At 40.2% G+C, this 13,234-nt stretch carries 9 protein-coding genes; 4 read left to right on the top strand and 5 right to left on the bottom strand.

Features of this window, described 5'->3' with window-relative positions; translation table 11 throughout:
* Window positions 1-255 precede the first annotated feature (255 nt).
* Window positions 256-1,692, top strand: coding sequence for a solute carrier family 23 protein (locus tag JYB65_RS09785; RefSeq protein WP_206582495.1), 1,437 nt, complete (start codon window positions 256-258; stop codon window positions 1,690-1,692).
* A gap of 156 nt (window positions 1,693-1,848) precedes the next feature.
* On the opposite strand, the gene JYB65_RS09780 is transcribed toward JYB65_RS09785, so the two are convergent.
* Both JYB65_RS09780 and JYB65_RS09775 read right to left on the bottom strand, forming a co-directional pair.
* A complete protein-coding gene (locus JYB65_RS09780; protein ID WP_206582494.1) occupies window positions 1,849-3,204 on the bottom strand; it encodes a sigma-54-dependent transcriptional regulator in 1,356 nt (451 codons plus the stop codon).
* Window positions 3,205-5,031, bottom strand: coding sequence for an ATP-binding protein (locus tag JYB65_RS09775; protein WP_206582493.1), 1,827 nt, complete (start codon window positions 5,029-5,031; stop codon window positions 3,205-3,207). It lies immediately after the preceding gene.
* Window positions 5,032-5,424: 393 nt separating this feature from the next.
* Between JYB65_RS09775 and JYB65_RS09770 the strand changes: the two genes are divergently transcribed.
* From JYB65_RS09770 to JYB65_RS09760, 3 genes are all read left to right on the top strand, one after another.
* Window positions 5,425-7,098 carry an MBL fold metallo-hydrolase RNA specificity domain-containing protein gene (locus tag JYB65_RS09770; protein WP_206582492.1) on the top strand — a complete coding sequence of 558 codons (1,674 nt, stop codon included), beginning with the start codon at window positions 5,425-5,427 and terminating at the stop codon, window positions 7,096-7,098.
* Window positions 7,099-7,418: 320 nt separating this feature from the next.
* Complete coding sequence (locus tag JYB65_RS09765; RefSeq protein WP_206582491.1) at window positions 7,419-9,215, top strand: sigma-54 interaction domain-containing protein; 1,797 nt, start codon at window positions 7,419-7,421, stop codon at window positions 9,213-9,215.
* A gap of 47 nt (window positions 9,216-9,262) precedes the next feature.
* Window positions 9,263-10,615, top strand: a complete 1,353-nt coding sequence (locus JYB65_RS09760; RefSeq protein ID WP_206582490.1) for an aspartate aminotransferase family protein — start codon at window positions 9,263-9,265, stop codon at window positions 10,613-10,615.
* 315 nt (window positions 10,616-10,930) lie between these two features.
* Here JYB65_RS09760 and JYB65_RS09755 read toward each other — a convergent pair whose 3' ends face one another.
* The 3 genes from JYB65_RS09755 to JYB65_RS09745 form a co-directional block, all read right to left on the bottom strand.
* Window positions 10,931-11,452, bottom strand: a complete 522-nt coding sequence (locus tag JYB65_RS09755; RefSeq protein ID WP_206582489.1) for a transcription repressor NadR — start codon at window positions 11,450-11,452, stop codon at window positions 10,931-10,933.
* Between the two features lie 257 nt (window positions 11,453-11,709).
* Window positions 11,710-12,846 carry a M20 metallopeptidase family protein gene (locus JYB65_RS09750; protein WP_206582488.1) on the bottom strand — a complete coding sequence of 379 codons (1,137 nt, stop codon included), beginning with the start codon at window positions 12,844-12,846 and terminating at the stop codon, window positions 11,710-11,712.
* Window positions 12,847-13,026: 180 nt separating this feature from the next.
* Window positions 13,027-13,234: hypothetical protein (locus JYB65_RS09745; RefSeq protein ID WP_206582487.1), on the bottom strand; the 208-nt coding region annotated here is incomplete at its 5' end.

The following is a 13,234-nucleotide window of genomic DNA, read 5'->3' as shown; positions in this document are numbered from 1 at the left end:
TGTCACAGTAAAATATAAAACATTGATTTTAGAAACCCAGATAAAAAATGTTATATGAAGGCAAGCCCCTTGAAATTAATCAGTCTAGGATATATAGCAAGTCCTATTTAGAAAAATAAGGTGTTTTATTTGATGATTGGCATGACAATTGCTTTATATATAGACGTAAACTAAAAAGAGCAGTCCCTCTGAAAGATTTAAGGAGGAGTGCTCGAAACAGCAATTATCTATTTATAAAGGAAAGAAGGTATATCTATGAGAGAGTACATGCCGTATGGCGAAGAAGCCCCTTTTATTAAAGCAGGGCCTTTCAAACTTCGTCTGCCGTTTATTCATTACCGTTTTGAGATTGCAGACTATATTCAAGGTTTATTGATGTGTGCCGTCTGCCTAGGTGCCATTCCGCTTTTGCAGGATGCATTGGGAATGTCTTTTGAAGTTGCACTAGCTGTAGTCGTGTTAAATGGATTTTTATACACGTGGCATACGTTTTTAGGTGACCCGGTTGTTCCGGGCTGGATCACACCGGCTATCCCCCTATTAACAGCGTATTGTTTGACTTTCCCGGAAGGTCACGCCAGAATGCAGGCGTTAGTAGCCTTTGAAATTACGTTAGGTGTATTTTCAATTATTTTAGGCTTAACAGGTGTTGCAGGAAAAATTATTGGGCTGATTCCTCCGGCTATCAAATCCGGAATTATCTTAGGCGCCGGTATTTCTGCCATAACGATGATATTTCAAGAAGGCGGAAAGTTTGGGGTTATGCCATATACAACAACCCTCTGCTTAGTGGTAGCGTTCTACTTATTGTTTTCAAATGGATTCAAAAGATTAAGCACGAAAAACAAGTTTTGGGAAGTAGTTGCCAACTTAGGCATTTTACCAGCCGTTCTTATTGCGGTAATCGTTGCTCCTCTTGTGGGTGAAAGCCCTTGGCCGCATATCCAATGGGGTTTCAGCAATCCGAACTTTGCTGAACTCTGGACAGAATGGGTACCTTGGGGTGCAGTTGGCTGGCCTTCCGTGACAATGTTTATTAAAGCCATCCCTACTGTAATTGCTATCTATATCGTTTTATTCGGAGATGTGGTTCAAAGTAAAGCGTTAGTTCGTGATGCAGATGTAACCAGAGATGATGAACTGATTGATTATAATCCAAACCGTGCACATTTAATTTTCGGTTTAAGAAATACCCTTATGGGTGTTATTGGTCCTGACATCACGATGTGCGGTCCTCTATGGGCAGCAATGCAGGTGGTTGTTTGTGAACGTTATAAGAAGGGCACAAAGAGCATGCAGTCTCTATTTGGCGGTGCAGCGTCTTTCCGATTCGGAACCTTTACCGGTTACTGGATGTTACCGATTGTAACCTTGGTTCAGCCGATCTTAACCGTTGCCATGTCTTTGACTATGATCGTTCAGGGATTCGTAAGTGTACGTATCGGAGTGCAGCAGGCTCAGAGCTTTAAGGACCTTGGTATTGCCGGTGTTATTGCCGGTGTGCTGTTAACAAGCGGTTCGGCGGCAGGTCTTGGCGTTGGTATTCTTTGCTGCCTGTTATCCTACGGAACAGACTTCTTCAAGGGCGATACTACATTCGGGCACCTTTGGTCTCCGGAAGTTGAAGCGATGACTGACGAAGAAAACACGTTGGATGAAGAAGAAAAGAAAGCGCCGGCAAAAGCAGTATAATATGGACTCATTTTTGGTTCCACCATTATATAACTCTTAACATAATTTATGACAAGATAAAGGGAAGTTCTTTTTAAAAGAACTTCCCTTTATTGTGCGCTATTCTTTAATAGTACGTTTTCATAGGGATAAGTTTAACCTGCAAAATCAAAATGTTTAATCTACCATATCATATTTCTGAAGCTTTCTATGGAGTGAACGCCTGCTGATTCCCAGGGCTAATGCTGCTTTCGTTTTATTTCCGTTGTTTTCTTGAATGGCTTTTAAGATAACTTCCTTCTCCCTGTTGTCGATAGCGGCATTCAGCATGGTTTCATTTTCTTGGTTAACGGCAAAATCCATATTGCTTTCTCGAATTTCAATAGGAAGACAGTTCACATGAATAATGGAACCCGATGAAATGACCACGCAGCGTTCGATGATATTTTCGAGTTCTCTGATGTTGCCGGGCCAATAGTAATTTTTTAAACAGTCCAGGGCATCGGCACTCATTATTTTAGGGGCATTGATCCCCGAGATATTAGCCGAATTCTCTAGGAAGTAATTGATTAAGTTCTCTATATCTTCAGGTCGCTCACGAAGAGGAGGCAAGTGAATGGGCACTACATTCAGCCGATAGTATAAATCCTCCCGGAAGCGCTTTTGCTTTACTTCTTCGAATAAATTCTTATTGGTGGCAGCGATGACCCGTACATCTGCAACAATGGTTTTCAGACCGCCTAATCGTTCAAATGATTTTTGCTGTAAGACACGCAATAATTTTACCTGCAACGACGGCGAAATATCCCCGATTTCATCCAGAAAAATGGTGCCGCCGTCAGCAAATTCGAATCGCCCGGGTTTGGAAGAAACAGCACCGGTAAAAGCTCCTTTTTCATATCCGAATAATTCGCTTTCCAGCAAGTTATCCGGAATGGCTCCGCAATTTACTTTTATAAGGGATTTATCTCTTCGTGGACTCCATCGGTGAATCGCGGATGCGATGACCTCTTTCCCGGTTCCGGTTTCTCCTGTCAATAAGACGGTGGAACCGGAACCGGCCACCTGCTTAGCTAGTTGCAGGATATCTATCATCGTAGGGCTATTGCTGCTGGTTTCGAAGTTTTCGTTCTCCTGTTTAAAGTTATAATTGTATCCGTGCTGATTTGTTATGCTGAGTTTTTTTACCGCAGTAAGAATTTCAGCAAAGTCAAATGGTTTGGTCACATAATCCTGTGCTCCGCTTTTTAAAGCTTCTATGGCTGTTTCTGTGGTGGCGAATGCTGTGATTAAAATAAAGCCTATATCGGGTTCTATTTCCTTTACTTTATGCAGAAATTCGATTCCGGACATGCGGGGCATTTTAATATCACTGATAATAATATCAATGCTTATTGTCTGCAGCAATTCCAGACCTTCTATCCCGTCACAAGCAGTATAGACACGATATCCTTCCTTTGTGAGGACCTTGCTTAAAAGCTGCCGTACATTCAGTTCGTCGTCAACGACCAATATGTTTATTAGTTCCACCATCTATTCCTCCTGAAAATCTTGATAACTTTTATCTTCAACAGACTGCAACAGTATGGTAAATTTCGTCATCTGCCCTACTACACTTTCCACCTCTAAAATACCTTTATGTGCTTCGATAATTCTAGAAGAGATGGCAAGTCCCATACCTACTCCGTTTACTTTTGTGGTAAAAAATGGTTCGAAAATTTTTTCTGAGATTTCGATAGGGATCCCTATACCGTTATCCCTCACCTCTAAATAAACCATTTTCCGCATATCATTATAGCCGGTCTTAATATCTATTGCACCGCCGTTCGGCATTGCTTGGATTGCATTGAGTACAAGGTTTAATATAACGGGTTCAAAAAGTTCAGCATCCACCATAACTTTCGGCGTTCCTTGATAGTTGGTATTAATTTTAATATTATGAGGTAAATCATTTTGAGTCAAAGTCAGTACATATTTCACCATCTGTGTTAAATCAATCGGTACAAGCTCGGGTATCTTTGGACGGGCAAAATTCAAGAAGCGGTCCAACATCAGCGTAAGCCGATCGGTTTCATGCATAATTATATCCAATTCTTCCAAATTCAATTTCTTCTCACTTAAATCCAGCTTAATTAATTGAGCATAACCTCGGATACTCGTCAGAGGATTTTTGATTTCGTGGGCTAAACTGGCTGCCATCTCGCCTAACGATTCCAAATTTTTAGCACGGTTAGCACTTTCTTCGAAACGTTTGATGTCCTCTATTCTTCGAAAAACGCAAACGGCACCGATTACTTCGTTTTTTAAGCCAAACTGAATATTGATGCTGTATAGAATAGGAATTTTTTCTCCTGACACGGAAAAAATGTCGGTAATGGTTTTTAATTTAATACTTCCCTTCGCCAAACATCTTCTTAAAGGATCAATAAGCGGTTTAATTTCTTTCGGATAAGGGTTCTTGATATCGAGCCCTAACACCTCCGATTCTTTAATGCCGATAAGATCGGAGGCTACTTCATTGAAGGTCGTTATTTCTCCTATGTTGTTGATGCTGATGATGCCTCCGGGCAGGTTGTCATATGCCTGTTCTACATATTCCATAATTTCATGCATGGAAGCCGCCTCGCCGGACTTGGCCAACACTTGGCGCATCGTGGATTTGAGATTGTTTAACATGGCATTAAATGAAGCGGCAATGTCCGCCAGTTCATCATTTTTTTTCACCGTAATCTCATGGCTGATATCGCCTGCAGCAATCTGAGAAGCTGCGGCAGATAAATCTTTAATTGGGTTCGTAATATAAAATGAAAACTTCTTAGATAGGGGCCAAAACACAAATAAAAGGGCTGTAATAAGTATGATAGCAACTGTTTTGATATTATTGATTTTAGCAAAGGAAGAACTAAAGGATTCTTCCGTAACAATATACCAGCCCTCCAGTCCGGGAATATCCGCTAAAGAAGATAGTCCGACAATATAATCCTGTCCATTCTTATAAATGACTTGCTCGTCGCTTTGATCTTTGAAATTCAAATTATACGGAACTTCTTTGTCATAATACCCGATCGTATTACCATCCTTATTGATCATAAAAGTTTCTTGAATGATTTTGGAGGGGAGTTCATTTGTCTTAAGCAAGAGCGAATAACTTTTTGCAGGGGAGAGTTCAACATTTTTCTGCAAATAGTTCGATTTGATCAGCTGCGACAGTAAGACAGAGCGCTCTTCCAGTGCGGTCGATTTCATATCATGCCCGATATTTTCCGTGCTCGCTATAATGACATAACCGAGTACAATCAATAAACTGATGGATAAGGATACCAAAAAAAACATAGCTCTGGTTTGAATGGATTTAAACATAATAAAGCACACCTTTTTAAACGATATAATGAACGCAATTCATTGAAACTGGCGTTGCCGCAAGGAAGCGTTCACTGAATCATGCTGCGACGTTGCTTGCATGATATAAACTATTAAAAATAGCATATCATACTGTTACGGAAATGACCATATTTACTATAGATAACTTATTAAAATAACAAAAAAGTACCGCAAAAAAAGAGAAACGAAGGATATCTGCGGTTTTTCCTTTCCATTTGTAAAATAGAGGGGTATAATAAAGACATGCAAGAGTAATCTGGTTGATCATGGCAAGGTAGGAGTAAAGATTCTTGTAAACAAATCGCAAATCAAAGATTGATAGAGAAGTGTTGGTTGCTAGAATTTTTGCAATATATTCAGGAGGACTAGGGAATGAAGATTCAGTTTTGCGGGGCAGCATCAGGTGTAACAGGCTCCTGCCATTTAATTACAACGGAAAAACATAAAATTTTGCTCGATTGCGGACAATTCCAAGGCGGTAAGGCTATGGAAGCAATGAACTTTGAAGATTTTCCTTTTGACCCGGCAGAGATTGACTGCGTCGTATTAAGTCATGCGCATATTGATCACTGCGGAAGGATCCCCTTGCTGGTGAAAAGAGGATTTAAGAATAAAATATATTGTACAGATGCAACAGCTGATTTACTTGAAGTCATGCTGAAGGACAGCGGTTATATCCATGAAAAGGAAGCCGAATGGAAGAACAGAAAAGCGGAAAGAGCCGGGAAGCCTTTGGTGGAGCCATTATATACATATAATGATGCATTGGACTCTTTAAAATATATTAAACCGGTTTTATATGATCAGCTGATTGAATTATGTGATGATGTGGAAGTGGTCTTTAATGATGCTGGCCATATCTTAGGATCTGCTATTATAGAATTGTGGATAAAAGAAAATGGAAATGTATCAAAACTCGTATTTTCGGGAGATTTAGGTGTAGCCGGCAGACCCATTTTAAGGGATCCGACCGTGATAAAAAAAGCCGATTATTTGATTGTGGAAAGTACCTATGGAAATCGATTACATCCGCAAAACTCTTCTAGTATTGAAGAATTAATCAAGATTGTATTAAAAACCATTCAAAGAGGTGGAACTGTTGTGATTCCATCGTTCGCAGTGGGGAGAACACAAGAACTTATTTATCAGTTTAATCGCTTTTATCAAGATAATTCCGCCTATAGAAAACAGCTCGAAAACCTGATCGTCTACATTGACAGCCCTATGGCAACAACTGCGACAGAAGTATTCCGAAAGAATGCACAGGTTTTTGATGAAGAGACAAAAGCCTATATATTAAAAGGAGATAATCCCCTTGATTTTAAGAATTTAAGGTTCACCCGAAGCACGGAGGAATCTATGTTCTTAAATATGGATAAGCATCCGAAAGTTATTATATCAGCCAGCGGAATGTGTGAAGCCGGAAGAATCCGACACCACTTAAAACATAATTTATGGAATCCGAAGACAAGTATTATTTTCGTGGGTTATCAGGCAGAGGGAACGCTGGGCAGATTGATCGTTGACGGAGAAAAAGACATCACGCTATTTGGCGAAACGGTGCATGTGAATGCGGAGATTTATAATTTGGAAGGCTTTTCCGGACATGCGGACAGAGACGGCTTAATTTCTTGGATCGGCGGATTTACAGAAAAGCCTAAAGAAATATTTTTGGTTCATGGCGAGCAGCAAGTCAAATATGATTTCGCGAAAACAATAAAAGAAGAGCTAGGCTATGATGCTACTGTTGTTGAAGGTACTTCTGAGTTTGACTTAAAGAATCATAAGGTAGTGAACCGAGAGGATGCTTATAGAGAAGCGATGGACTCTGACAATTTAATAGCTGTGAAAAAACGCATCTCAACGATTCATGATGAACTGGAAAAAATCCTCTATAATACCCAATTGGCGATTAGTTCTGACCTGTCTCCGGAGAGGATGGCAGAGATCGGAAATATCGTTCTTGAACTGGAGAAAAACTCCTTAAATCTTGGGTCTGCGGTAACGAAAGAAGAGGAAACGAACTTGGAGATGAAACCAGAGTAAAGAGGACAAGTTAATTATAAAAAAATGCATATTGTTGCAAACAAGTTAAAAAATTAAAGAGAATATTCAGTAAATTCTGACGCTTATATACCCAAAAAAGGGCGCAATGAATCTTAAATTTTCAGACAATAACAACTTTTATAAAATGACTATGCATTTGGAAATTATTTGTTATAATTAAGGATATGGGACGACAAAGGGCAAAATTTTGAAGTATATTTTGTATAAATGCAACTGAAATTTTCGGCTTTATTTAAACAAATTTCAGAAGCGATTTTGCCAGTGAAATGAAGAATTACGGGAACCGTAAGGAGGGGAAATTGTCGTTACTAAAAAATGTCTCAGACAGTGTACAGCAGGTTGCGGAAGCGATAGCGATAGCCGTTGGTCTGGAAGTAGAAATTGTAGATAATCAATTGACCATTGTAGGCGGAACAGGCGACTACATTGACCGAATTGGCCTGCAGGAAGAAGCAGGGCATTTGGATGGGAATTATTTATATGCAAGGGTGCTCCGAACCGGGAAAACGGAATATATTGCAGATGCTCAGAGTGAAAAATTCTACAGTGCTCCCTGGTATAAAGGAGAAATTTTAGAGCTTGCAGAAATTTGTACACCGATAAAAGTCGGAAATAATATCATTGGCATCATAGGGCTTATTGCGGTAAGCGAAGAACAGCGCCGCATATTACTCGATAAAAACCGCCATATGGTTACTTTTGTGGAAAAGATGGCAGATCTTCTCGCGGCTAAGGCTGCACAGCAAGCGGATCTAACCAATACAGAGTTATCCATGAATGAGATGACGACTATTTTAGAGACGACCCATGAGGGCATATTTGCACTCGATAGAAGTGGGTACATAAAACATTGCAATAGCATAGCGGAAAATCTCTTTAAGACAACAAAGGGAGATATCCTTGGATGTCATATTAACAAATTCATGATGGGCACGCCCGCTTTGGAAGTGGTGCGGACAGGTATCGGATATACGGAGAATGAAGAAATTTACAAAGGTTCTCAAGGAAATCTTCACCTGATTGTCACGGCGAAGCCTTATTATGAAAAAGGAAAAATCGAGGGTATTGTGTTGTGCTTCAGAGACATTGAGGAAGCACAAAAGCTAATTTATAATATAAATAACAGAGCCTTGAAATATACTTTTGATGACATCATCGGAGAAAGTGATGCGATTAAAAGAACGAAACATCAGGCAGTATTAACAGCTAGAGGAAATTCCACGATCTTGATTAACGGAGAAAGTGGAACCGGCAAAGAAATGTTTGCTAAAGCCATACACTATGCTAGCGCCAGAGCAAACGGGCCTTTTATCACAGTTAATTGTGGTGCTATACCGGAAAACTTACTGGAAAGTGAGCTTTTTGGTTATGAGAAAGGGGCTTTTACAGGAGCGAATGAAAAAGGTAAAGTAGGAAAATTTGAGGCTGCATCGGGCGGCACGATTTTTCTGGACGAGATAGGAGATATGCCGCTTCATCTACAAGTAAAAATATTACACGTTCTTCAAAACATGCGATTCGAAAGGGTCGGAGGAAACGAGACGGTCATCGTAGATGTAAGGGTTGTTGCTGCTACCAATAAAAATTTGGAAGAAATGATTCGAGAAGGCACTTTTCGAGAAGATTTGTATTATCGGTTGAGTGTAATACCGTTGCAGACACCATCTCTTAGGGAACGCCGGGAAGATATTAAATTGCTTATGCATTATTTCCTGAGAAAATACAATACGTTCATGAACAGGAATATTACAGGGTTTGCTGAAGACGTAGTGAAACTGTATATGAACTATGATTGGCCGGGGAATGTAAGGGAATTAGAAAATGCGATAGAATATGGTACTAACATGGCTTTTGGGCAGATCATCGAAATGGATGCAGTGCCTATGAGGCTTCAACGCGGAGAAGATACTGTTTTAAAATTTGAGGACAGTAATTTGCCGCTTGCGGAACAGGTTAAGAATTACGAGAGAGAAATCATTAAACGTAAACTCAAAAAATATGCGGACAGCGAAAACGCAAAAGCGTTAGTAGCGGATGAGTTAAAGCTGTCACGTGCGACTCTGTATCGAAAGCTCACTGAGCTGGAAATAAATTAATTAATTTAAAGTTATATTTTATTGAAGATGATTATGGAGGAAAGAAAATGTTAAGAGAAGCTTTACCTAAGATTATTACATCAACAGTACCTGGACCTAAAGCACAGGCTATTATGGACAGAAGAGCTGCTTCTATTCCAAATGCAATTAAGTGTGGATATCCTTGCGTTATCGCTCGTGGTGAAGGCGCTATGTTCGAAGACGTTGACGGAAACATTTTCCTTGACTGGATTGGCGGAGTAGGCGTATTAAATATCGGTTACAGCAATCCTGAACTAATTGAAGCTGCTAAGGCACAGTGTGACAAGTATTTCCACGCTATGCAGAACATTGTTGTTCACGAAGGCTTTATCGAATTAGCTGAAAAGATGAATGAAATCGTTCCAGTTAAGGGCGACAAGAAAAAGACTATGTTTGCTAACTCCGGTGCTGAAGCTGATGAAAATGCTGTTAAGATTGCTAAGAGTGCTACTGGCAGACCTAACATCATCGTATTCTCCGGTGCTTTCCACGGAAGAACTGTAATGACAATGGCTATGACTGCTAAGAAGTCATACTCCGTTGGTATGGGACCTTTCCCTGATGGCGTTTACAGAACTGAATTCCCTTACCTATACAGAAAGCCAGCTGGTTTAACTGATGATGAAGCTATCCAGTACTACATCGATAAGTTAGAAGAAGTATTCGTAGAAGCTACTCCAGCTGAATATGTAGCTGCTATCGTATTCGAACCAGTTCAGGGTGAAGGCGGATTCGTTCCTGCTCCAATCGAATGGGTTAAGGCTGTTAGAGCTATCTGCGACAAGTATGGTATCTTAATGGTTTGTGACGAAGTACAGTCCGGTTGGGCTCGTTCCGGAAGAATGTTCGCTTCTCAGTATTTTGCTGAAGCTGGATGTGCTCCTGATATCATGACTACTGCTAAGTCAATCGCTGGTGGTCTTCCACTTTCCGCGATCACTGCTAGCCAGGAAATCATGGATAAGGTAGCTCCAGGAACAATCGGCGGAACTTACAACGGTAATGCTGTAGCTGTAGCTGCTGCATTAAAGGTTGTTGAAATTATGAAGAGAGATGACTATCCTGGTAAGGCATTAGCAATCGCTGACAAGTGCATGGCTAAGTTCAACGAATGGAAGGATAAGTATGAAGTAGTTGGCGACGTTAGAGGCGTTGGCTCCATGATGGGTGTTGAATTCGTTAAGACTAAGGCTGGTAAAGAAGCTAATGCTGACGTTGTTAACAAGATCGTTGCTGGTGCTGCTCAGAAGGGTCTTCTTCTTGAATCAGCTGGAACATACGGAAACGTTATCAGATTCCTTTGCCCACTTTGCGTAACTGATGCTCAGCTTGATGCTGGTCTTGAAATCTTCGAAGCTTGCATTAAGGAAAACATTTAATTTAGTTACATAGATAATTAAACAAAACCCTCCTGCCCTGAGGGCAGGAGGGTTTTTATGAAAAATTGAGGACGGTTAAAGCCGGCATTCGGACTAAAATTGGAGGAGTTTTAGGTTGAAGGTTGGTCTTAGAAAGATATTACGAAGGCTTATCGGATTAAGTGGTGATTAATCCATGAACCGCAGGAAGGGAACGTATAAGCTTGCTGTTGGTTTTACATGGGCCCCGTAGTATGATTGTTTGGTATATGTTGAGTTATTATGTAAAAAAGAAAGCATGCCCGTAAAGCATGCTTTTTTGTATATCCTATTTCATTATATAAGAAGCATCCCTTTTTCGGTTAAGGTCTGCTTGATCAGTTCAAACGTTTTTTCATCTTTACAGCCTATTTTATGAAGATGAATACCTTCCGTTAAAATGCTAAGAGGCAAGTCTGGACCATTTTGTACCTTCTTTAAAAATAAATCTACTTCATATCTGGAGCCTAAATCTAATCGGCCGGATAATTGCCCATATAAAGAATGTTCAATAGTAACATCTAGAACTTCTGCTCCAAAATCAACTATTGTATAAAGCTCTTCTTTTAACTGCTGTGCTGTATGTTTACAGGCTAAGAACCCTATAAACCCATAGTCCGAGGGTATTTCTTGATCCGCTAAAATATATCCTCTTGGAGTCGCAGAAATATCAATACCGGAGGCCCTTAGCAATGCAACATCACTTACGATGATCTGCCTGCTCACATTTAGTTGTGAGGCAAGTGAAGATGCACTTATCGGTGAGCTTGCATTTTTTAGCTCGTTCACAATTAAATTTCTTCTTTCTAAAGCATTCATTCTTCTATCTCCCAATTCTTACTTATCTTAAATTGTATCATAGCATCCTTTGACATTGGGGTCAATACATCTGCAACGACATGTAATGCAGCTGATAATTTAATAGGGCAAAAAAGTGCTGCCTCAGAATAGAGTAATTTCTATGTTGAGGCAGCGCTTTTTGTTATGTTGAGTTACATTCACACCTGTTGAGAAGGTGCGTTCCTACGTGTTTTGGTAGAACTGTAGGAAATATTATAAAATAATTGAGGACTAATTTATTGAATGGAAGCTACCGTTTGATAAAACTGATAGCCTGCTAACAAGATTTCTTCATCAAAATCAAAGTGATCGCTGTGAAGAGCGAGATCCCGTCCGGTCCCTAAGAACATAAATACAGAGGGTGCTTTCGTCCCGTAAAAGGAGAAATCCTCCGAAATCATGACTGGCTCGCTTAATTCTTGGTAATTCTCAAGCTGTTCAAGATAAGGCTGAATGGTCTGATATAGTTCTGCATCATTGATTACAGGCAGATAACCTTCTGTTATATCTACGTCAATCTTACAGCCATACTCCTTTTCATATGCGTTAGCAATTTCGTTTAATCGTTTTGCCATGAAATCAAAGGTATGCATATTAAAGGCACGCATTGTCCCAAGAAGTGAAGCCTGTGCGGCGATTGCATTTCGGACAGTTCCGCTCGTCATTTTACAAAGTTTTAATAGGGTTTTCTCTTCTACAGGGATTTCGGTTACCTGCATCTTATAGATATCTAGGAGATATTGCGCTGCAATGTAAAGTGCGTCAATCCCTTCATGTGCCGTAGCAGCATGAGCACTTTTTCCCTCGATTTCTATGGTTAACTCAGAGGATTTCGCCATAAGGGCGCCTGGTTTCGTAGAAAGCTGGCCTTTTGCAAGAGGCGGCCATAGATGTATTCCAAATGTGCGAATGACATGATATTTCTCGAAGATACCGGACTCCGCAATTTCTTTTGCTCCTCCGGTGGTTTCCTCAGCAGGCTGGAAAATAAGGAGAATGTTATGCGGGAAATCTTCCGTACAATTTACATATTCTGCAAAGGCTAACAGTATGGACATATGTCCATCGTGGCCGCAAGCATGCATCTGTCCCGGATGAGTGGAAACAAAATCGTGTGTATTCGCTTCAGTCACCTTAAGTGCGTCCATATCGCTACGAAACGCGACAGTCGAAGGTTTTCCCTTATCAAAAAAAGCGCAAAGACCTGTATGTACAACTGTTGTAATTTCACAGTTCATTTTACCGATAATATTCATTATATAATCCCTTGTTTTGGGTAAATAGATATCGATTTCAGGAATTAAATGAAGAGCACGTCGGTGCGTGGTAAGAATATCTAAAATTTCTGGTATATTATTGGTATGAATTGCCATTGTACTACCTCCGTGTAGTTAAAATATAAACTGAATTGTATAAATATACATTGGCAAGCATGTTTATCCGAGTGGTAAAATATTTATTTATGATATAATTTTTGTTTACCATTGTCAAACGTTTTTTTGATTTTTTAAATTTGTAACATGATTGCAACATAAATTTGACATAAAGTTATGTTATAATGAACGCAATTTCTCGAGTTCGGCGTTGCCTTTTTGCCCCAAGCTTGCTTGGCAAGGCAAAACGGACAGCAGGGAGCGGAGCGAGTCGGAGCCGAAGGAGAGTAATTTCTCGAGTTCGGCGTTGCCTTTTTGCCCCAAGCTTGCTTGGCAAGGCAAAACGGACAGCAGGGAGCGGAGCGAGTCGGAGCCGAAGGAGAGTAAT

Origin of the sequence: Clostridium aminobutyricum (assembly GCF_017255415.1) — a bacterium.
GTDB lineage: Bacteria > Bacillota > Clostridia > Peptostreptococcales > Anaerovoracaceae > Aminipila > Aminipila aminobutyrica.
Note: the sequence above shows the minus strand (reverse complement) of the source record. Positions and strands in the feature narration are given on the sequence as shown.

Excerpts from the sequence above, each read along its gene's own strand:
- JYB65_RS09750 (WP_206582488.1), bottom strand. The coding sequence starts at position 12,846 with ATGGCAATTCATACCAATAATATACCAGAAATTTTAGATATTCTTACC.
- JYB65_RS09780 (WP_206582494.1), bottom strand. The coding sequence starts at position 3,204 with ATGGTGGAACTAATAAACATATTGGTCGTTGACGACGAACTGAATGTA.
- JYB65_RS09775 (WP_206582493.1), bottom strand. The coding sequence starts at position 5,031 with ATGTTTAAATCCATTCAAACCAGAGCTATGTTTTTTTTGGTATCCTTA.
- JYB65_RS09785 (WP_206582495.1), top strand. The coding sequence starts at position 256 with ATGAGAGAGTACATGCCGTATGGCGAAGAAGCCCCTTTTATTAAAGCA.
- JYB65_RS09755 (WP_206582489.1), bottom strand. The coding sequence starts at position 11,452 with ATGAATGCTTTAGAAAGAAGAAATTTAATTGTGAACGAGCTAAAAAAT.
- JYB65_RS09770 (WP_206582492.1), top strand. The coding sequence starts at position 5,425 with ATGAAGATTCAGTTTTGCGGGGCAGCATCAGGTGTAACAGGCTCCTGC.
- JYB65_RS09760 (WP_206582490.1), top strand. The coding sequence starts at position 9,263 with ATGTTAAGAGAAGCTTTACCTAAGATTATTACATCAACAGTACCTGGA.